Below are 22,253 nucleotides of genomic sequence, written 5' to 3'. Positions count from 1 at the left end.
AAACCAGTATACTAAAATAAGAAAGAAGTGATGCCACATGGATACACGGAAAGAATTGATGGCCTGGAGTGAGACATTGTTTACCTTTCATCTTCCCCGTTGGGAAGAGTTACCGGCCTTTGATTTATATATGGATCAGGTGATTACCTTATTGGAAACCTATTTACGCCCTTTGTTAGGGGATGTACGAGAGGAAACGATTTTAACCAGTGCCATGATCAATAATTATGTGAAGTTGAAATTAATACCAAAAGCAGAAAAGAAACGTTATAGTCGCATGCATCTTGCATATCTCATCGCAATTACGGTGTTAAAGCAAGTATTAACCATCAGTGAGGTAAAGCGGGGGATTGAGTATCAGGCAAATTTATCCGGTTTAAAAGAAGCGTATAATTTATTTTGTGAAGAATTGGAACTCGCATTGATGGCGGTAGCTAAACATATTCAAGAGGGAAAAGGAAGCCTGCGTTTAGAAGGTATCACCTTACAAAATACGGCGATGAAGATGGCCGCAATGTCGTTAGCAGGTAAATTAGTCGCACGTAAGATTTTATTGTTGCAAGATGATTATCAAAATACACTTTAAAAAGGGAAAGCCTAAGGTACGCTGTTGGGTATAGATAACGTGTATGTAACACTTGCAGGGCATAAGTGACTTAGGAAAAAGCATCATTGAATCAGAAGTTCTTTATTCTTAGTCTAAATGAGTTGCCCAAAGAAGGAAAGAAGCATCATAAGAAGAAAAATGGATACGTGAAAGGAAAGTCAGAAAAAAAGGAAGTCATCCTCTGTGTGTGGCAGAGTTTAGACTTCCTTTTTTTGCTTGATGTTTGTAAAACTTTGATATAAATTCAGTTCTCTTCCTGTGGTAAAGTCGGTGGGCCTGCCGTTAATCCTATCTCATTTAATACTTCCATGACCTCACTAGCATCTTGGGATTGACGGATGCGATCTAACAGACTTTCGTTTTCAATCAACTCATAAAAATGGGCGAAGAAGGATCCAATCTCACTGTTTTTTGTAAAATCTAAAGCCATCGTAAAGACTAAATCAACCTTTTCATCTTTTGCCCAGATAATTGGATGATCTAAGATTAAGACAGAGATAGCACCTTGATTGACATGTTTTTTATATTCATGAGGAATACTGACTCCATTCCCGATTGAGGTAGGTAAGATGGATTCTCTTACCTTGATGTTTGTAATGAATTCCGGTGTTACATAGTGATGCTGTTCCAAAAGGGAAGAACCATATGCTAAGGCTTCATCTTTTGTTTTCGCATGATAATGTAAAGCAATTAGATTTTCATGGAACAGATTATTTGATACTAAAATGGATTGTTTTTCCTTTTGGATCTGTTTCAAACGCTCATCAATCAATAAGATATCTTGATTATCGAAGCGTGGACTAATCAATAAATACTCTTCTTCGCTTTTATCTGTAAGCGGCAAAGGACTGACTAAGAGGTCGTATTCCTGATCAATCTGATTGATTTGTTCATAATGCAAAGTGGAGATTTTGTTAAGAAAGGACAGACTCTTTGATACTTTTTGACGGATATAACGGGAGGTGTTTTCATCCTTTGTCGTCACTAAGATGATACGCAGGGTAAATAAATCATCTTTTAAGGCATTGCTTAACAGCATCGTAATGTAGGCAATATCATTTTCACTGAATTTAATGTGTAACTTTTGTTCAATTGGTTGAATGTTTGTTAAGACAATTCCATACAAGGAAGGTAAATCTTTTTTGATATCGCGGATAAAGGAAGTGCCATTCATCATCTGATAGCTTTTTTGTAGTTTCTTCTTTTGAAACAGCATGCCCAAATCACTGATCAGACCATCGTTGGTGATGATTTTTTTATTGACGATGATCGATTTCAGCTTTTGGATAAATTGCTCGGCAATGGCTTCATAATAATCCATTTTGATGGTGCTGGAGGCCCTGTCATAAGCGCCGTTCAAAGCGAATTGTGCCGCCAAACAATGATATTCCATTGTAAGGTTTTCTTTATTGTAAAAAGGCAATGCTGTATTAATAAGCGTGCGTGAGGCTTCGTATTGCAGATCGCTGATCTTAGCACGGTTTAAGATATTTGCCTCTTCGATGATATTACCGGTCGAGATGCGAATCAGACTAAGCGCGATATATTCACAGAGTTGTGTGAAAGAAATTTCATCATAAGTAAATTTCAGCGTCGTTTCAGCATCCAATAATAGTTTCTGCAACATCATTAGATCCTGGTTGGGATAGCAGTGCAGAAAGTAATGATAAAAATGGGCATCAATGCGATAATCGATGCCGTCCATCATCGGCGTTTGTGTTTCTTCTTCATTGAAATAGGAATTATTTTCAAAAATAATGGCCTGTCGTTTATTAAATTCGTTCCCCTGCAGACAGACCCCGCGATTCTTAATGATCGATAGTTTTAAATCAAAATACGATAACCAGTTTTTTATTAATTCCAGATCTTTTGTGATGATCGTTCGGCCTACGGCTAAATCATCTGCAAAAATCTGTACGGTATAATTTGAATTTCGCTGAAATAAAATATCTAAAATATAATGTTTACGAAAATCAAAGGAGTAGGCTTTGTTTCGAGGATCATTACTTGTATTGGCCAATTCCTGCAAACGCTTTTCTTCCCCCTGTAGCAAAAATCCTTTCCGCGGCAGTAGCTGTAATTCGGCACCACAGGATTCGATATATTCACGGACATAACGCATATTGTGTTTCACGGTGCTTAAGGACATATTGATCTCTTTGGCGATCTGTTTTGATGTTATCGGTTCGTCCTTTTCCAGAAGAATATGGATAATTTTCTCCGTTGTTATATCTAGCATTCACATCACCTCAGTACATATTATAGCAATTTTATGAGTAAAAGAAAGCATTTTCAAAGAAAAAGAAACAAATTCACAGTAAGTGGAAATGGCTCAAGAAAGCAAGTTTCTTTTTTACTTTTTTTGCACGGAAAGCGGTGCAATTCGGATAAAAGTCATTGCACGGATGGAGCTTTATCGGTGCGAAAAGAAGGGCATCTTTTTGCACATACATTCGTGCAAAAGGAAGCTTTATGATATTTGCTTTCTGTACTTGCCATACGGTATCATGAAGGCAGCAAAGGAAACAGGAAAGGAGGATGAAACATGAAGATCACATTTGGCGTGGATAGTTTCATCTGGACAGAAAACTTCTCTGAAAAAGATCTTTGGATCATCAAGAAAGCGGAAGAATTGGGATTTGAGGTAATTGATTTTGCGATTGCCCATCCTGAAACCTTCCCCACGGAACGGGTCAAAGAAGAGCTTGCGAAAACTCACTTAAGAGCCGTGACAACGACGACCTTGGATGCTTCTACCAACTTGATCAGTGAAGATGAAAAAGTCAGAAGATGCGGTATTGAAGCGATGAAACAATTGGTTGATATCAATAAAGAATTAAGCAGCACGATTCTTGGCGGTGTCAATTATGCCGGCTGGGGATGCTTAAGCGGAAAACCGCGAACCGAAGAAGAATGGAAGCATTCTGTGGAAGCGATGCGAGAAGTTGGTGAATATGCGTTAAAGGTACATCCACAACTTAATATTTGTGTCGAAGCGGTGAATCGCTTTGAAACCCATTTTATTAACATCGCAGAAGATGGCGTTCGCTATTGCAAAGATGTTGGCACCGGAAACATCAAGGTGCATTTGGATTGTTTCCATATGATTCGTGAGGAGAAAAGCTTTACCAAAGCGGTAGAAACATGCGGCAAGGAATATCTGGGATATGTCCATGTAAATGAAAATGATCGTGGGATTCCGGGAACCGGCATGGTACCATTCAAGGAATTTTTTACCGCCTTAAAAAAGATCGGTTACAGTGAACCATGCACGATCGAAAGCTTTGATCCAAGCTTTGAAGAATTGAATAAGAATTGTGCAATTTGGCGCAGCTTTGCGAAAACCGGCGAAGAGCTGGCAGTGAAGGGACTGGCAAATCTGCAAAAGATTGCGGATGAAATTAACTAGGAGGATAAGAAAATGTTAGTAAATTTAGAGAAAATTTTAAAGGATGCAGAAGCGGGAGGATATGCCATCGGATGTATCAACACACCAAACATGACAACATTGCGTGCAGTTGTCGATGCTGCTGAAGAAATGCAGACACCAATCATCATTGACCATGCACAGGTGCATGATCCATTGATTCCTATTGAATTGATCGGACCTAAAATGGTGGAATATGCAAAACAGGCAAGTGTTCCGGTATGTGTACATTTGGATCATGGCAGTGATTATAATTTCGTTATGCGTGCATTGCGCTGTGGATTCAGCTCAATCATGTATGATTTGAGTGCAAAGCCATTTGAAGAGAACGTGGAAAACTTAAAAGTATTTACGGAAATGGCACACAAGTTAGGTGTTACCGTGGAAGCAGAATTAGGAGTAATGACTTCCACAGAAGATGATACGCATGGTGATGGTGGAGGATGGACACATGAAACTATCAAGAAAACCTTTACCGATCCTGCACAGGCTGCTGAATTTGCACAGCGTACCGGGGTTGATGCATTAGCTGTATGCTTTGGTACGGCACATGGTATTTATGCCGAACCACCAGTATTGGATATCGAACGTGTAAAAGCCATTCGGGAAGCTATGCCAAAAGATTGTCGTGTGGTCATGCATGGTGGCAGTGGAGTTGATGCTGATCAGGTACGTGCAGCTATCAATGAAGGGGTATCCAAAGTAAATTATTACTCTTATATGGCAAAAGCTTGCAGCAAGCACATGTATGAATATCTGAAAGATAGAGATGGCAATGCATACTGGCATGAAGCCGATGAAGAAGCTTATCGTTTCATGAAGGAATACGCAAAAGAAGTGCTGGCTGTATTTAAAAACGGCAAAACCTGTACGTTATAGGAAGGGTAAGCGCATATGGCGGATATTCAGTTAGGAAATGTGCTGACAAAGGAAGCGATGATCTTAGATCATACGCCCTTTAACAGTAAGGAAGAAATGTTTCAGCTATTGAGTGAAAAGTTTTTCGAAGCCGGTGTTATAACCAATCAGCAAGCGTATCTTACTGCACTTCGTGAGCGCGAAGCTATGGGACCTACGTATATGGGAAATCTCATCGGTCTTCCTCATGGTCGCTGTGATGAAGTGGTAAAATCCGGAATTGCGTTTTGTCGCTGTTCCTCTCCCTTCCTATATCAGAGCTGTGGAGAAGAGGGCGATGTAAAATATGTCTTTATGCTTGCGATTCCAGGGAATCAAAGTGCAGATCAATACATGCGCGTATTGGCAACTTTAGCCGGCTTGCTGGCAAAAGAAGAATTTGTCGATCAGTTGGATTCGGTGCACAGCTATGATGAAATGTTGGCACTGATGAAGGCTTGTTCATAAAAAAGAAAGGAGGGTTTGTGATGAAGATCGTAGCTATCACATCATGTGCAACGGGGATTGCGCATACTTATATGGCTGCTGAAGCATTAAAAAAATTCTGCAAGAAAAACCATCATGAATGTAAGGTGGAAACACAAGGGGCATTGGGCATTGAAAATCAGCTGAAACCTTACGAAATTGAAGCTGCTGATTTGATCGTATTCGCTAACGATGTCGGCATCAGTAAGGCAGAACGCTTTGATAAATATAAAGATAAGATCAAAAAGTTCTCACCCCATGATGTCATCAAAGATCCAAGCATTATTTTGAAATAATCTTAATGAAAAGGAGATAGAAAACATGAAAGATAAATTAAAAGAGATACAGGAGGCCCTACTTACCGGCGTTTCCTACATGCTTCCATTCGTTATTTCCGGCGGTTTGTTAATTGCCATCGGTTTCCTGTTGGGGGGCTATAATATTCCAAATGATGTTGCGCAAGGGGGCAACTTCGCTTCTACAATGTTCTGGTTAGGAAAAGCAGCCTTTGGCTTGATGGTACCTATCCTGGGTGCTTATACGGCTTATAGTATTGCCGATAAGCCAGGTATTGCGCCAGGTATGATCGCTGGTTGGATGGCTACCGATCCTTGGGGCTTAAATCAGGCTTCTGGTTTCCTTGGCGGTTTGATCGGTGGTATCATCGCTGGTTACTTAGTCTTATTATTAAAGAAGATCCCTATGCCAATGACGCTGCGCAGCTTGCTGCCTACATTGATCATTCCATTATTAGGCGTTACAGCTATGGGTCTAATTATGGTATACATCATCGGTGGTCCTATCGCTGCGGTTACCAATGCATTAACTGATATGCTGAATTCTCTGGGAACCGGAAACTTACTGCTGTTAGGTATCATTCAAGGATGCATGTTGGCATTTGATATGGGCGGTCCTTGTAATAAAGTTGCTTATGCATTCGCTTTGGCTGCTATGGATACTGGAAACTATATGGTCATGGGTGCAAACTTCGTTGGTTCCATCACACCTCCATTAGGTATTGCAATTGCTATCCTTGTTAAGAAAAGCAAATTTACAAGCTCTGAAAGAAACTCTTTAGCTGGTTTACTTGCAGGTGCTGCTGGTATGATTACAGAATTTGCAATTCCATTTGCTGCCAGTGATCCAGTAAAAGTAATTCCATCTTTGATGGCTGGTTCTGCTGTTGGTTGTACCGTATCTTATATGCTAGGCTTAACCATTCAGGCTCCACATGGTGGTTTGTTTGTAGCCTTTGCAATGAATAATCCAATCTACTTCATCATTGCTGCGGTAGTTGGGGCAATTGTTACGGCTGCTTTATTAGTCGTATTAAAAAAGGATGTTCCTGCCGAAGAAGTTGAAGCTGAATAAGAAAAGAGGAGAAAAGACAAGTTTATGGCAAAATTATTTGATATCATGGGAAATTTCCCATTCAAACCTGAGGATAAAAAACCAATGCTGATTCGTAAACAGGATTATTCTACAGCATTGTATCCACCAAACAACGCATTTACCAGTGATAATACGTTCACGATGATTACAACCGATACCTTCATGCTAGGTATCTATGAATTAGGACCTGGTGGTATATTTGCACCATTGGATATCCATCCTGGTGATGAATCTTACTACATCCTGGATGGACCGGTCGTACAGCGCAGCGGCAATGGCCAGTTTGCTTACTTAGAAACCGGAGAAGGTCTGTTCATGCCGGAAGGCGCATGGCATTGCTGTCATAATTTCTCAGACCGCAAAGCGCGTATTCTGTACTTCATCACACCAAAGGCATGGAGCGAACAGATTCCACCGGCAGTTATTCCAACCGATGAAGAAACAAAGTTCTACAAAGGACCGAACAACGATGCATTACCAAATATGCGCGATAAGATTCATGATATTTCCCGTCAGGGCTGTACCGATGATATCGGACATTGGCCAGTGGATGCAAAAGAAGCTAGAGAAACCGGTGCCGTTTATGCCGTTCGTGACTTTGAAAAATTAAACAATGTGCATGGAACCAGTCATCCAATGCTAATGCGTTTCATCACCAGCAATGACTATGGACATTTTGGTGAATTTATCTTGCCGGCCGGTGGTTATGGGCCTCGCTGCTCTGATCCTGATACACATAAAGGAGATGCCGCCTTGTATTGTGTGGATGGACCGGTAACGGTAAATTTGGTAGAGCTGGAAGAAAGCTTCGTCATGGAACCGGAAGATACTTTCTTTATTCCAGCTGGTGTTAGCTATCAGTTGGTAAACTTTGAAGCAAAACCGGTGAAAGTAGTCTTTGCGATTACCGAGCTGTAATAATAACTACTGTCTGAGAAGAAAACAAGAAAGGGAAAACGTGTTCTTCGTATTACAGACTTGCGAAAGGAATTCGTCGATGAGATGAGTGGAATTGCTCCACTCATCTGATCATTATGATATAAAAGGTGAAGAAAATGAAAATTGTGATTGGATGTGATGAAGCTGCTTTTGATATGAAAGAGGCAGTTCATCAGCGATTAAAAGAACTACAGTATGATGTCATTGATGTGGGAGTCTATGATAAAAACCCATCCTTGTACCCGGACACGGCAGAAAAGCTGTGCAAAGAAATCGTCGAAGGGCGTGCCGAAAAAGGGATATTGATGTGTGGAACCGGTATCGGAATGGCGATCACAGCCAATAAAATACCAGGCATTCGCGCAGCCGTAGGGCATGATGTCTTTTCCGTAGAACGCAGTCGTAAAAGCAATGACTGTCAAGTTCTCTGCATGGGAGCCAGAGTAATTGCCATCCAATCTGCATTGATGTTGATGGAACGCTGGCTGCAGTGTGAATTTGCCGGTGGGGCAAGTAAGGCAAAGGTAGATAGGATCAGGGAAATCGAGTGTCAATACAGATAGGAGGAAACAACATGCAAAGAATCATTAACAATTGTGATGAAGTCGTTGAAGATATGCTGAAAGGTTTTGAGCGCTGTCATCATGATCTGATACGCGTTGATGAAAATAATCCTCGTGTTGTCATTTCAAAAGAAGCTACTAAGAAGCGAAAGGTTGGTATCGTTACTGGAGGCGGCAGTGGGCATAAACCAGCGTTTATCGGCTATTGCGGAAAGAATATGGTCGATGCCGTGGCCGTTGGTGAAATTTTCTCTTCTCCTACGGCAAAATCATTTTACGATGCTTTCTGTGCGGTTGATCAAGGCATGGGCGTTGCCTGCTTGTATGGCAATTACGCCGGTGATAACATGAATGTAAAGATGGCGATGGAATTAGCGGAAGATGATGATATCGTCGTAAAAACAGTCGTTGCCAATGATGATGTGGCCAGTGCTGATAAAGCAGATCGTACGAAACGTCGCGGTGTTGCCGGAGAAATCTTCATGTGGAAGGTTGGCGGTGCTAAGGCAGCGATGGGAGCTAGCTTGGATGAAGTGATTGCTGCTGCCCAAAAGGCCATTGATCATACACGTAGTGTCGGTGTTGGATTAAGTCCATGTACGATACCGGCGAATGGAAAACCGAATTTCACCATTGAAGAAGGAACGATGGAATTTGGTATCGGTCATCATGGGGAACCGGGAATTAAAGTTGAAAAACTTGGTACGGCAAAAGAAATGGCGAAAGAAATGACCCGTTTGGTCATTGAAGATAAACCATTTAAAGCAGGCTGTGAAGTTGCTGTGTTGGTATCTGGTTTAGGGGCAACGCCGGTCATGGAACAATATATCTTCTTTGAAGAAGTCGCCAAGCTCTTAGAGGAACAGGATATTCGTATTTATAAATCTTATGTCGGCAATTACTTTACGTCCTTGGAAATGAATGGTGTAACCTTAACGATCATGGAATTGGATGAGGAATTAAAGGAATGTGTCGATATGGAAGTAGAAACCATGGGTATGACCCAGTTGGCAAGGAGATAACTTATGGAAACCTTACGTAATCAAGGAAATGCCGGTATCGTTTTGCAAGTCATCGATGCCATTCATGAACAAGCATCTTACTTGAGTGAGATTGATGGTGCAACCGGAGATGGAGATCACGGCATTAATATGAATAAAGGCTTTATGATGGCAAAGGAGCGCATTGAGCCAAGCGATTCTTTTGCGGAAGCTTTAAAAATCTTAGGACGTACCTTAGTCATGGACATTGGCGGCAGTATGGGACCTATTTACGGCACCATGTTTTCTAAGCTGAGCCGGGTTTTAAAAAAGGCAGAGCCTATCACGAAAGAAGCTTTTTTAGAAGCATTGGAAAATGCGGTACAGGGTTTGATGGATCTGGCTGGAGCTAAGGTTGGCGATAAGACATTAGTGGATACGATTTATCCGGCTTGTCAGGCCTATCAAGCAGCTATCAAACAAGATGCAGAGTTTTCACAGTGCTTAAGAGAAATGGCGAAAGGGGCAGAAGCCGGTAAAGAAAGCACAAAGGATTTAGTAGCGAAAATCGGCAGAGCTGCTCGTTTAGGCGAACGCAGCCGCGGTCATCTGGATGCAGGAGCTACCTCCTGTTGGATCATTTTAACAACGATGGCAAATGCGATGTTAGCGCAGCTGCAGTCACAAGAGTAGACAGATGATTTTCTTTTGAGAATCATCTTTTCTCTAGAAAGGAAAAGGTAGAAATGTTTGATATGTACATGACTACCAGGAAAAAAGATGCACAAGAAATATTTTTTCTTTGATATAGATGGAACCTTAACGAACCGTGCAACTGGTGAAATTGTTCCCAGTGCGTTAGCAACGTTGAAAAAGCTGGAAGCAGCAGGCCATTTTGTCAGCATCGCTACTGGTCGTGCTCATTATAAAGCAAGAGGCTTCATGGAAAAGATTGGCTTGTCGAATATGGTGTGTAATGGCGGTGTTGGCCTAGTCATTGATCATGAACTGGTGGAAAATCGCCCTTTGGATCTGGCGAAAGCAAAAGCGATTTGTAAACAGGCAGATGCGTTAGGTTATGGCCTTCTTTTAATGCTAGATGATTCCTTGCGTTGCTACAGCAAAGATAATCGTTTTCGTGAACAAATGGGGGAACGCTTAGAACCAACGGAATACATCATTGATGAAACGTTAGATTATGATGCACTGAGTGCCATTTATAAGATTTATATTTCCATTCCAAAGGAAGAGGAAGAGCGTTTAACACTGTGCAATACTTTAGGACATCTGCGCTTTGCGGGCAATTATTTAATGTTTCAATACGATGAAAAGGATAAAGGCATTGAACATATGATCGAACGTATCCATGGTCGTATCGAGGATGTCGTGGTCTTTGGCGATGATACCAACGATCTTGTCATGTTTGACAAACGATGGTGTAGCATTGCGATGGGCAATGGCAGTGAAGATATCAAACAAAAAGCAGATTATGTAACGGATACGAATGTAAGGGATGGTATTCAAAAGGCATGTCAGCATTTTCACTGGATTTAACAAAATAGAAAGAAAGGATCATTGGTAAGAGCTACAGGATGTTGTACGATTACTGATTAGGATAAAGGGATATGAAAAAAGAAGAATTACAGCAGATAGCACGACAAGTGCGTAAGGATGTGCTGTGGGAGATCTTTAGCGCACAAAGCGGTCATCCCGGCGGTTCTTTAAGTGCTGCCGATCTTGGTACAGTCTTATTTTTTGATGAGATGGATATAACAAAGGAAAATGCCCAAGGTCAAAAACGTGATCGTTTGGTTTTTAGCAAGGGTCATGCGGCACCACTGCTTTATGCGTTATTGTGTGAGAAAGGACTATTGGAAAAGGATGATTTAACAACTTTTCGCCGCATCAATACCCGCTTACAAGGACATCCGAATATGAATTATATTGATGGGGTAGATATGTCTACGGGATCTTTAGGACAAGGGATTTCCGCCGCAGTAGGGATGGCACTAGCAAATCGCTTAGATGGCAATACCCATCGCATATATGCATTGTTAGGTGATGGGGAATGTCAGGAAGGGGAAGTATGGGAGGCATTGATGAGTGCTGCCCATTATCAATTCGATAATTTATGTGTCATCATCGATCACAATGGTTTACAAATTGATGGCAAGGTGGATGATGTCATGAAGGTAGATTCGCTGTATGACAAAGCGATTGCCTTTGGCTGTCATGCCCTGCAGATCAATGGGCATGATATGGATGCTATCAAAACGGCCTTTGCACAGGCTCGTCAGATACAAGGAAAACCGACGGTGATCATTGCCGATACAATTAAAGGGAAAGGGGTATCCTTTATGGAAAATGAAGCAGGATGGCATGGCAAAGCACCAAATGCAACGCAATTTGAACAAGCTATCAAGGACTTAGGAGGTGATGCACAATGGTAAAAAAGGCAACGCGTGAGGCGTATGGTGAAGCGTTAGCGCAACTCGTAAAACAAAATCCTGACATTGTTGTTTTAGATGCTGATTTAGCAGGAAGCACGAAAACAAGCGAAGCGAAAAAAGTATGTCCACAGCGTCATTTTGATATGGGCATCGCGGAAAGTAACATGATGGGTGTGGCAGCCGGCTTGGCAGCCAGTGGCAAGATCCCATTTGCCAGCAGCTTTGCGATGTTTGCGGCAGGAAGAGCCTATGAACAGATTCGCAATGCAATCGGGTATCCACATCTGAATGTAAAGATATGTGCAACTCATGCCGGATTAAGCGTTGGAGAAGATGGTGCTACTCATCAATGTAATGAAGATCTGGCATTGATGCGCACGATTCCCGGTATGTGTGTCTTACAGCCTTGTGATGCGCAGCAGACCACCCAGATGATCAAGTCCATAGCGAGGATGGATGGTCCTTGTTATGTTCGCTTAAGTCGAATGGCTGTTGATGCGGTTTATGATGAAAATATGCCGTTTACGATAGGAAAAGGGAATGTCCTACAGAAAGGGGAAAAAGTAGCCATCGTTGCCAGTGGAATCATGGTTCAAGAAGCTTTACAGGCAGCAAAACAATTACCATTTGTGCCGACGATTGTCGATATGCATACCATAAAACCAATTGATAAAGCATTGTTATGTTCGCTGGCGAAGGATCATCAGCTGATCGTAACGGCAGAAGAGCATTCCATAATCGGTGGTTTAGGCAGTGCCGTTGCCGAAGTTCTTGCGCAGCAGCCACATGCCTGTGCGTTGCGCATGGTAGGTGTTTTCGATGTGTATGGAGAAAGTGGCACCCCTCAAGATGTCTTGCATAAATATGGCATTGATGCAAAAACTATTGTAAACACGATTTTAACACAACCCTTTCAATAACAAAGATAATTGCATAAACATGTTCTGTGAATGATGAGCGAGGAACATGTTTTCTTTTTAATTAAGATATCCTAAGAACTTTCAGTAGAAATTATGCTAAAATAAAACAGGGTGATTTACATGAAGGATTTTTTTACATATTATACCGAAATCAAGTCAATGGCTGCACCATTTCAGACTTTTTCTATTGCGCACTTGTGTTTTTTATGCCTCATGGGCATCATCATTTATGCGCTGTATCATCGTTACACCACGCTTAACACATCTAACAAACGAAAGTTTCAGATCTATATGGCTTTATATTTTCTAATCGAAGAGGTCATATATACGCTATGGCTCTTACTTAACTGTCATGAACAGGTATGGATTCAGATCTTGCCTTTAGAACTTTGCAGCTGCTGTGTTTATATGAATGCTGCCTGTGTCTTTACACAAAAAAATAGCTTGCGTTTCTTTAGTGGGGTAGTTGGCTTAGTTGCTGGAGGGGTAGCCATGATTTATCCTGCGAATATTGCCGGCTTATATCCAATCGTATCTTATCGCACAATCAATTTCTATATCTTACATGGCGCCTTTCTCTTATTTTCGCTCATTCAATTAAGTGATACTACGCTTTTACAATATCGCTATATGAAGAAAAACTATTTGATTATTTGCTGTATGTTTTCCATCGCCTTTATTGTCAATCTGATGCTGGATACCCAATATATGTTTGTCGGTGTTCCACCGAAAATCGCTTTGGTAGCTAGCTTATATCAGCTGACCGGTATTTTCTTATTTATGCCGGCGGTCTTAGCCGCTTTGTTTGTCATTCAATGTATTGTTGTCTATTTATTACGTAAAGTATATGGCTATCCAAGCAAAGAAGAAGCAGCATCGTAGAGGAAGTATGCTGTTTTCTTTATCTTTATCATGTTTAAGGAAAAGTCATCCGTATTGACTATGCACAAAGCAATTCTTATAGTAAAATAAGAAGAAAGAAACAGGAGATTATATATGACAAAACAAAAGGAAACAACATGGAGCCACACAAAGGCATTATTGCCGCAGATACAAGAGGCATACACTGCGATGTGTCGCAATGCTCTTTCAGGCGGGGAAATATCTTTAAAAAAATTTACATTACTGCTCAGCGGTATTTCAGCCTGCCGTAAGACACCAGGCATCCCAGAGCATATGGGCTATGAACAGATGTATGTGTGTGATGATGAACAGGCGCAAGAAGTGCGAAACCATCTGGAAAAGCTTTATGGCATAAAGGATGTGACAAGCTTGGAGGCCTGCTGTGAACATCTGTTTACAACACACCGTGAATATGTTCAATTTTTATCTTTTTGGAAAGAACAGCCGATGTTTGATCTTCAAGATCTGCAGCCGGAAGCAAAAACCATGTTTGAGCATTTTCAAAGTTATGCGCAGCTTTTTTATCCATTCACACAAGACAAAGGCTTTTATGCTTGGGATGCCAATGAGATCATTGGTCTATATCGCAGAGCGTATGCCTGTCATTTGATTGATGAAGAAGCCTTTTGGAAACGTTGTTTGCCAATTGCCCGCAGGGTGTCTTCCTGGTATGCGAACTGGCAAGAATTTGCCTTAAGCTCTTTATGTGGCGCCTTATATTTTAATTTGCGTAATGGTGGCACGGATGAAGAGGCAGATGGCTTATTCCAGCTGCATATGCGATTGTTGCAGCAGCTGTTGAGTGAAGGCGGTGCTTGGGGCGTACATGGCTGGTATCAGACAATGCCCAAAAAATTTGTGAAGTCTAAGGAAGAAATATTACAATTGCTCCATGATTGGGAAGGTGGAGATGGCTGTATTGCCAGTGACCGCATTTTGGTAGATGGTTGTCGAATCGGTTATATGTATCGACAAGAACCACAGCAGGAATGGGATAGCGGCTGGCGTTTTATGGCTGGTGATGAAACGCAGGAATATCTCGATGATCCTTATCATTGCGGCATTTATAAATTAAATACACTATGTAATTATGATCCGGAAATTCAACCTTTCCTCACAGATGAGGTGGGCAGTGCGTATGCGCGCAAGGAAGATGATTTATTACATAAGATTTCTTCGAAAGAAGCTTAGCTTGTTCTTACGATTCTCTTACAGGCATTGACTTTCTAAAGCAAATTATGCTAGTTATAAAGAGAGGTGTTGAACATGCTGAAAGTATCCCATATCACCATGACAAACAAACAGCGGCATCTGTTAACAGATGTCTCTTTTGTATTACCTGCACATGGGTTTTGTGCCATTACGGCTAAGGAAAAAGAAACCGAAAAGGCCATCAGTTATCTTTTGGCCGGTATGAAACAAGCGGATGCCGGATTTTTACAGTGTGATGAAACAAAAGTAACCAATTTCTCTGTGACGGAAAGAAGCCGGTATCGCACTAGCTGTGTGACTAGCTGGTTTGGCGATTTCCTTTTCCTACCATCAGCAAGTGTGAAAGAAAATATTGTTTTACAATATGCATATGAAAAGACAAAGGTGAAACAGGTGCTGCAAGATTGGCAATTATCTTCCATAGCAGAAAAAAGCATTGAAGAAGTCAGCTTTCAAGATAAAGTGAAAACGATGCTTGCCCGAAGTGCTTTGCGTACCTATCGTTCGATCATTTTTTATCCCGATAGTACGCCATTTTCAAAAGAGGAGCTGCAAAGTATTTATCAATTGTTAAAAATTTATAGTGAACACATACTGGTCATCGTTGTCGGTGATCCTGCCTGTCATGCCTATAGTGAACGCATCTTGGAATTTCGTGAAGGTATTTTAATCAGTGATAATCAAGCAGATGAAGAAGTAAAAATACAGGATATTCAACAACCTGGTGTAACCATGCAGAAAGAGGGATGGCATGCGATGTTTGAGGAGCAACATCGTCGCTATCGCTGGCCTTATCATGCGTTAAAATTTTTAACATTGATGTCATTGATCCTTGTTTGTATCTTATGGAGCACAACGAGCTTAGATATTGTCAATATTGAGCTAGGCATGCTGCAGAAGGATAAGACGAATTCATTTGTCGTCCATAAGATAGCCCAAGGGGACGATGGGACATTATATCCCGCTTTAAAAACGAATCTATCATCAAAGGATGTTTCAATCTTACAGAAGCATATGAAGGGCAATCTGCTATGTAGTTATGTAGCGGTCAATGCAACCTTTGCCAATGCCTATCTGGAAGGTATTTACGATAAAGAAGCCATACCCTTAGAAAATTACTTGCCTGTGGTGGAGGCAAATACTGCCAAGCAAGCCGGAATCAAAAAATTGCAGGGGCATTATCCTACAACCTTTGATGAAGTTTGTCTTTCGTTGCAAACGGCTCATCAGCTCTTTCATCAAGAGATACCGGCAGAGAAACTGTTGCATATGACAATTTCTTGGTATGGCCTGCCTTTACGGATTTCCGGGGTTTTTGAGGATGAGGATGGGGATAAGACTGCAAATGGCGTTTTAGGAATGCATCTGGGCTATCCCTTGTATGTAAAAAGCGGTTATCTGAAACAACATCCTTTATCGAAGATGAAAAGCTTTCCTTCCAGTAACAAACGCTTATTATATCAAGATCATTTTGTAAACATTCAAGATATTCAGCCGATTGATGTCTTTTCACGTTTTTATAATGGAAAACAGATTGTGTATTACACCCCAATTGCGCAGGATGAAATTGTCCTTGATGTAGCCACCGCTATTGAAATGGGGTTCCCTTATGAACGCTATGCAAACGATGAGACAATGAGCTATCAGGAAAAATTGTATGCCTATATTCGCTTTGCTGATGAGATGATCGGTAAACAAATACAGGTACAGGCGTATACAATCGAAGCCACACCAATTAACAGTATGTTGTATCGTAAGAATGTGAAAATTGCCGGTTTCTTATTACCGAGCATGGATATGATGGAAGGAAACGAGCAGGTAAAGGATGCAACCGTGTATATGGATGAAACCGGTTTAGCGGATGTCCTGGTGAAAAATGTCCAAATCAAACAGGTAACTTATCAAGGAAACAGTGTGGAGGAAGTAAGAGAGGCATTGCAGTATTTGAATACTAGTAATTTATATGAGATAAGCTTAAAAAATTCTTTGCTGCTGCAAGTTCTAGTCATTGATTTCAAGGAATTGTTCACCTTTTTTGCGATTGCCAGCATCTTCTTTCTAGGAGGCAGTGTACTGCTTTATTTTCTGCTGTTGCATAAAACCATTCAGCATCAGCAACTTGCTTGCAGTGTGTATTATGTTTTTGGTGAGCGAAAGGACGCAATGCGTAAATTATATGAAAAAACCTTCTTAAGAAGATGGCGAAAATATTTGTTTGTAGCTATCTTTATAACGACCATCTTATTGTGGGGCTATATCATATTGATCTTGTTAAAGCTTTCAGCGGATGTCTCACTATTGATGTATTTGTTATTGCCCGCTTGTGTGGGTGGTTTGCTTTACTTCAGCATGCAGCTGGCAACACGATGGTATCTGAAACATTCTTCACTGCTGCTGGATGCATATGCTGAAGAAGTATGATAAAATACGAAGGTATTGGAGGGATGTGTATGAAAGAACAATTTCTGCAGCGGATGAAGGAATATCTGCAAGAGGATTATGAGGCTTATGTAAAAACGTTAGAGGAAGATGCTTATCGTGGGTTGCGTGTTAATACGACAAAGATAAGCGTTGAGGCTTTTTTACAGCTGTCTGTTTGTGAGTGTAAGCCTTCTGCGATCTGTCCTGAAACCTTTTATATTCCACACCAGGAAAAAGGGTTAGGCAATCATCCTGCACATCTTGCCGGTCTGTTTTATATGCAAGAGCCAAGTGCTTCCAGTGCCGTAGAAGTTTTGGATGTACAAGAGGGGGATTGGGTGTTGGATATGTGTGCAGCTCCGGGAGGCAAAAGTACACAGATTGCCGCGAAATTGCAGCACAGTGGTTTACTAGTCAGTAATGAAATAGAGGCAAAGCGGGCGGCCGTATTGATGAGCAATATGGAACGTTTAGGTTTTAGTGAATGTATGATTACCAATGCACGTCCCGATGAACTGGCCAAGGAAATGGGCGGCTGGTTTGATAAGGTCTTGGTAGATGCTCCTTGCAGTGGCGAAGGCATGTTTAAAAAACACGCCAAGGCAATGGACGATTGGAGCGTAGAACATGTGGCTTCCTGTGCAATGCGCCAAAAGCTTATTTTAGAAAGTGCCTATGAAACCTTAAAAGAAGAGGGCATTCTTGTATATTCTACTTGCACCTATTCTATGGAAGAAAATGAAGAAGTCGTTTATGAATTTTTAAAGCATCATGACGATATGGAATTATTAGATTGCCAGGTTAACTTTGGCAGAAGCGGATTTTCTTATCGTGATCTGGATGTGACAAAGGTGCGAAGAATTTTCCCGATGGATCAAGGGGAGGGACATTTTGTGGCCAAGATGAAGAAACATGGTCAAGCCGTCATGTCGCGGAAAAAAGAAATGGCGGATACAGCCTTGCCAATGTTTGCCCAAACCTTTTTAAAAAGCCAGCTGGCAAAGCAGCCTGCGCATACGTTACTATTGCAGGATAAGCTATATCTGAAACAAACGCCTTTTTTGAAGCTTAAGAAAATTCATATCCTGCGCCAGTGCATCTTAGCCGGGGAAATCATGAAAAACCGCATAGAGCCACATCAGCATTTTTATAGCGCAAGTTTGCATCAGGATAAGTTTTTACAGACCTATGATATGTGTGATGAGGAATGTCACCTCTTTTTACAAGGTCATCCTCTATCCGTCAGTGGGTATAAGGGGTATACGGCCTTATTGTGGCATCAGCATCCCATCGGCTTTGCCAAAGGGGATGGCATGGTGTTAAAAAATAAATACCCTAAAGGAATGCGTATTCGCTGATCGAAAATAGAAATAACTTGACCAAATAGGTAAGGATAAATGACAGGAATTTCCGATTGTATCGAGATTCCTTTTTTTATTGCCCTTATGCTATAGCCACAAGGGGAAAGTATGTACGTTCATAACGATATTTCTATAATCGTATGTAAAATTTAGTAATATCTTGTTATGTTTTTCTAAGATATTGACAAAGAATTGACACACGCGCTTATTGATTATCCTGTACATGGGTTAAGCAAAAAGGATCCTGTACATGGGCAATGAGAGCTATAACGAACACTGTTATAGATAAGATGTCTTTTTATGAAAACAATGAATAATGCTTTATGCAAGGTGAATGCGATGGTATTGCTGAAGCAGCTTTATAAATACAAAAGGCAATGGATAGATGCTGGTAAAAATTGTCCTTCGCTATGAAAATGATCATGGATACAAGCAAATGAAAAACGCTATGATAAGGTCAACATGTCTGGGAAAAAGCAACGTCCTCTCCAAATTACAAAGCTTGTCAGCTTTGATCCATCCAAAGTGTCAGAAAGTGAGCAACAGGCTATCGAAACAAGAGAATTTACGATGCAAATTTTAATCGAAGGCAAACCATATGCCGATAAGGAATATCGGATCATGAAAAACGGTATGCCGGTTGGTCAGGGTAAGACATCAAACGATGGCTATTTCAGCATTCAGCATCAGCAAACTATCGTCTTTCAAGATGTGGGCGTTGAAGGAATGGAATATACGATCATTGAAACACCGGATGCCGATTATGAACAAATTTATCCGGTTGATAAAACACCGGCTATAGGAAAATTAGCGGAAAACAGTACGGTCACTTTTGTAAATGGGGATGCCAATACCTTCATGATCGGAAAAGAATATGTGGTCGGTGTAGAAGATAATGGAAGGGGGAATGCTTATTTAGAAGATATCAGACAAAATGCCGAAATTAGGGATAAAGAAAAGGTGCATCTGAAACTGGAAATCCAAGAGCATAACGGGGAATGGGCTGTTTGGCCTAAGGAAACAACAGAAGTACAAGTATTGGATACCATACATCAGACACAAGCGACCTTACTATGGGAAGCCGGTAAAGAAATCCAGATAGAACCATGGAAACGAATCATGATCAATACTTTACCGAAGGATACGCGCTATCGGTTAAGCGAGAGCAGTAAAGATCGTTATAAGCTTTATAAACAGGATGGCGGTTTTATTGAAATCACCCCAAAGATAGGGAAATTGGCAAATGTGATTCAACAGCAGCCACTGGCTATTTTACAGAATCAGATTAGTGGAAGAGATCAAACGTCTGCCATTTATAAACGGATGCATTTGGGCAGCGATGAAGTGATGAAAGGAGCCAGACTAGTTTATCGTGTAGATGTATATGATGGAAAAGTATGGAATCCAGCCGCAAATGTGGCATATATTATCGCTGATGAAAAGGGCATTTCAAGTAATCGCATCCAAAGAACACAACGTGATGGTAAGATTAGCATCGAGAAGAGTGCAAATGGATATCCAATCATCTATTTTAGCGAAGCAGATGTAAAAATACAGCCTAGCATTGTCAAAGATGGCACCTATCGAATCGTGGAGTTGATAGAGGAAAGTGATGCTGAATGGGGACAGTTAAGTGGATATGTTGATGCACTGGATGATTGCTATAATGGTCGTATTGATTGCCAGGATGCCGTGGGGTTTGTGAATAGTAATCGCAAGACGGTCATTGAAATTGCGAAAGAAATGGAAAATGACAGCGATCAGGAATTCACTTTCGAGTTACGTCAGGTACTGCGGGCTAGCCAAGAGAACATCACCGATATAAAACAAATCTTGGAAACACGCAAAGGTGTTCATCTTGCCTATACGGTATATGATAGTGAAACAAATGAAATTGTAGCCAAACGCACCACGCAGGCTACCGGCGAGATTACGATAAAAGCGAAACAATTTGCCAGAATAGAGGTTTGTGATGACACGGTATGGACAGTGAGTGAAAAACAGAATACACCATATGTCGTAAAGGAAGTCTCGGGGACAAAAGATAAGACAAGCAAACTATCTGAAAATACCATGTTACTGCAAGCTAAGGCACCTGTGATCTTGGCCCAGTTGTCCATAGAAGCGAAAAAGAAATTTTTTCTAAAAGAAGAATTGCTTGATAAAGATGATTTTATCGTAAGGGCAATGTATTCCGATGGAAGTATCAAAACATTAGCAAAAGATGAATATGTAATTGATAAGGATCAAGTACCGACGAGTGCAACCTTTGATTTAACCTTTGCTTATGGCGGTTTAAAAGAAACCAAAACATTGCAGACAGCGGGAACTGTGATTTTGACAAGTGAAATGGTGAATAATGGAGTCATTGATGCCGTTACAGAAGAAAAGGTAATATTAAATCAAGGAGATGTAGTGATTCCGGAAGTCATTCTCGTGAATGACAAACCTTGTATTGTCGTGAGTATCGGAGGCAATGCTTTTAACGCAAAACATGAAGTAAAAAGTGTTGTCATGCCAGACAGTATCACCAGCATCGGTAATGCGGCATTCTATGATTGCTGGCTGAGTGATATTAAGTTATCCAACAATTTGAAAGAAATTATGCCGCAGACCTTCTGGCGAGCCGAGTATATGCTCCACATTACCATACCGGAATCCGTAACTGCTATTCGATACAGTGCGTTCCAAAGCTGTTTGCGTTTAGAAAGTGTTGAACTGCCGGATAATCTTCAGATTCTGGAACAAAGTGCCTTTAGAGGCTGCACTGCCTTGAAAGGAACATTGGTTATTCCTAAAAATATCACGGTTATCAATGAGTATTTGTTTACGAATTGTATTCATTTAGAAGGCGTTGTACTACCGGATGGGGTAACGGAAATTGGTTCCCAAGCGTTTGCTGAATGTAACAGCCTTGTGAAAATCAATTTACCAGATTCAATGCAAAAGATGGGATTTGCGACATTTAATAAATGTACGAGTCTTACCCATATCACTCTCCCTGCAAAATTAAAAGAAATACCGGCAAATGGTTTTGGCTGGTGCTTGGCACTGGAAAGTATAACATTAGCTGAGGGACTGGAAGTAATTGGTACAGATGCTTTTGTACAGTGCACGAAACTAAAAAGTATAGAAATACCTAGCACGGTTACTAGCATTAACAATGCATTTCGCTTTACAGGAATCACCTCTTTCTTCATCAAAGGAAAGAGTAAGGATCAAATTGCTGGTGCCCCATGGGGATTAAACGCTATGCAAGCTTTAAATATTGTGTGGGAGCTTGATCAATAAACAGCATAAGAGCAATAATCATATAAAATATGTCAAAATACCATGTGATTTCACATGGTATTTTGATAAATAAGTGATGCATAAAAAGGGCAAGACAAAGAAAAGTTAATAAATTATGGAAAATCTAAGGTAAAAGAAATGTCATTTTCATTGTGATGTTTCTTTTTTTTAGAAAAAAGAAGATAACCTTGTTATGACGGCAGCATAATCTTTTTTATGCTAAAGGAAATGTTCGAAATAAGTAGATAAATATGAAGTTATGAAGGACTATGGGTTATGAAATTTATGCTAAACAAAAATATTTTGAAATTTAATTTGTGTTATTTATGTGATTTTCTTGTGATAGAAAGATATAAATAAAACCTAAATATCATAAATGTTACATTTTTAAGCGAAGAATTTGG

19 protein-coding genes are annotated in these 22,253 nt (G+C 40.7%); 18 read left to right on the top strand and 1 reads right to left on the bottom strand.

The features are described from left to right. The first annotated feature begins 37 nt into the window (after window positions 1–37). Window positions 38–586: a DUF1836 domain-containing protein gene (locus LI241_RS06840; protein ID WP_008689374.1), complete on the top strand. Its 549-nt coding sequence runs from the start codon at window positions 38–40 to the stop codon at window positions 584–586. Window positions 587–851: 265 nt separating this feature from the next. Here the strand turns inward: LI241_RS06840 and LI241_RS06835 are convergent, their stop codons facing one another. Continuing rightward, the gene (locus LI241_RS06835; protein WP_008689373.1) at window positions 852–2,846 is read right to left on the bottom strand and encodes a transcription antiterminator; all 1,995 of its coding nucleotides are present in this window, start codon (window positions 2,844–2,846) and stop codon (window positions 852–854) included. Window positions 2,847–3,152: 306 nt separating this feature from the next. Between LI241_RS06835 and LI241_RS06830 the strand changes: the two genes are divergently transcribed. The 17 genes from LI241_RS06830 to LI241_RS06750 all read left to right on the top strand — a co-directional run bounded on the left by LI241_RS06830 (window position 3,153) and on the right by LI241_RS06750 (window position 21,849). Continuing rightward, window positions 3,153–4,016: a sugar phosphate isomerase/epimerase gene (locus LI241_RS06830; RefSeq protein WP_008689372.1), complete on the top strand. Its 864-nt coding sequence runs from the start codon at window positions 3,153–3,155 to the stop codon at window positions 4,014–4,016. Between the two features lie 12 nt (window positions 4,017–4,028). Next, complete coding sequence (locus tag LI241_RS06825) at window positions 4,029–4,913, top strand: class II fructose-bisphosphate aldolase (protein WP_008689370.1); 885 nt, start codon at window positions 4,029–4,031, stop codon at window positions 4,911–4,913. Between the two features lie 15 nt (window positions 4,914–4,928). After that, entirely contained in the window at window positions 4,929–5,399 is a 471-nt protein-coding gene (locus LI241_RS06820) for a PTS sugar transporter subunit IIA (RefSeq protein ID WP_008689368.1), read from the top strand. Window positions 5,400–5,419: 20 nt separating this feature from the next. After that, the gene (locus LI241_RS06815; RefSeq protein WP_008689367.1) at window positions 5,420–5,713 is read left to right on the top strand and encodes a PTS fructose transporter subunit IIB; all 294 of its coding nucleotides are present in this window, start codon (window positions 5,420–5,422) and stop codon (window positions 5,711–5,713) included. Window positions 5,714–5,738: 25 nt separating this feature from the next. After that, window positions 5,739–6,788, top strand: coding sequence for a PTS fructose transporter subunit IIC (locus LI241_RS06810; protein ID WP_008689365.1), 1,050 nt, complete (start codon window positions 5,739–5,741; stop codon window positions 6,786–6,788). A 24-nt stretch (window positions 6,789–6,812) separates the two neighbouring features. Then, window positions 6,813–7,727: a cupin domain-containing protein gene (locus LI241_RS06805; protein WP_227151106.1), complete on the top strand. Its 915-nt coding sequence runs from the start codon at window positions 6,813–6,815 to the stop codon at window positions 7,725–7,727. A 137-nt stretch (window positions 7,728–7,864) separates the two neighbouring features. Next, the gene (rpiB, locus tag LI241_RS06800) at window positions 7,865–8,311 is read left to right on the top strand and encodes a ribose 5-phosphate isomerase B (RefSeq protein ID WP_008689363.1); all 447 of its coding nucleotides are present in this window, start codon (window positions 7,865–7,867) and stop codon (window positions 8,309–8,311) included. Between the two features lie 11 nt (window positions 8,312–8,322). Next, a complete protein-coding gene (locus LI241_RS06795) occupies window positions 8,323–9,333 on the top strand; it encodes a dihydroxyacetone kinase subunit DhaK (protein ID WP_008689362.1) in 1,011 nt (336 codons plus the stop codon). Between the two features lie 3 nt (window positions 9,334–9,336). Further along, complete coding sequence (gene dhaL, locus LI241_RS06790; protein WP_008689361.1) at window positions 9,337–9,984, top strand: dihydroxyacetone kinase subunit DhaL; 648 nt, start codon at window positions 9,337–9,339, stop codon at window positions 9,982–9,984. 87 nt (window positions 9,985–10,071) lie between these two features. After that, on the top strand, window positions 10,072–10,845 hold the full coding sequence (locus tag LI241_RS06785) for an HAD hydrolase family protein (protein WP_008689360.1): 774 nt from the start codon (window positions 10,072–10,074) through the stop codon (window positions 10,843–10,845). A 71-nt stretch (window positions 10,846–10,916) separates the two neighbouring features. Next, window positions 10,917–11,741 carry a transketolase gene (locus tag LI241_RS06780; RefSeq protein WP_008689359.1) on the top strand — a complete coding sequence of 275 codons (825 nt, stop codon included), beginning with the start codon at window positions 10,917–10,919 and terminating at the stop codon, window positions 11,739–11,741. Then, on the top strand, window positions 11,735–12,661 hold the full coding sequence (locus LI241_RS06775) for a transketolase family protein (protein WP_008689358.1): 927 nt from the start codon (window positions 11,735–11,737) through the stop codon (window positions 12,659–12,661). The genes LI241_RS06780 and LI241_RS06775 overlap by 7 nt, the downstream gene beginning before the upstream one ends. A 120-nt stretch (window positions 12,662–12,781) precedes the next feature. Further along, complete coding sequence (locus LI241_RS06770) at window positions 12,782–13,543, top strand: YwaF family protein (protein WP_008689355.1); 762 nt, start codon at window positions 12,782–12,784, stop codon at window positions 13,541–13,543. Window positions 13,544–13,657: 114 nt separating this feature from the next. Further along, window positions 13,658–14,755: a DUF2185 domain-containing protein gene (locus LI241_RS06765; protein ID WP_008689354.1), complete on the top strand. Its 1,098-nt coding sequence runs from the start codon at window positions 13,658–13,660 to the stop codon at window positions 14,753–14,755. Between the two features lie 75 nt (window positions 14,756–14,830). Beyond that, the gene (locus LI241_RS06760; RefSeq protein WP_008689351.1) at window positions 14,831–17,197 is read left to right on the top strand and encodes a hypothetical protein; all 2,367 of its coding nucleotides are present in this window, start codon (window positions 14,831–14,833) and stop codon (window positions 17,195–17,197) included. A gap of 29 nt (window positions 17,198–17,226) precedes the next feature. After that, entirely contained in the window at window positions 17,227–18,555 is a 1,329-nt protein-coding gene (locus LI241_RS06755) for an RsmF rRNA methyltransferase first C-terminal domain-containing protein (RefSeq protein ID WP_008689349.1), read from the top strand. Between the two features lie 465 nt (window positions 18,556–19,020). After that, window positions 19,021–21,849 carry a leucine-rich repeat domain-containing protein gene (locus LI241_RS06750; protein ID WP_008689346.1) on the top strand — a complete coding sequence of 943 codons (2,829 nt, stop codon included), beginning with the start codon at window positions 19,021–19,023 and terminating at the stop codon, window positions 21,847–21,849. Window positions 21,850–22,253 lie beyond the last annotated feature (404 nt).

This window comes from Longicatena sp. 210702-DFI.1.196, from assembly GCF_020563125.1.
GTDB classification, from domain to species: domain Bacteria; phylum Bacillota_I; class Bacilli_A; order Erysipelotrichales; family Erysipelotrichaceae; genus Longicatena; species Longicatena caecimuris.
The sequence above is the reverse complement of the archived record's forward strand: the minus strand, read 5'-3'. Positions and strand labels throughout refer to the sequence as shown.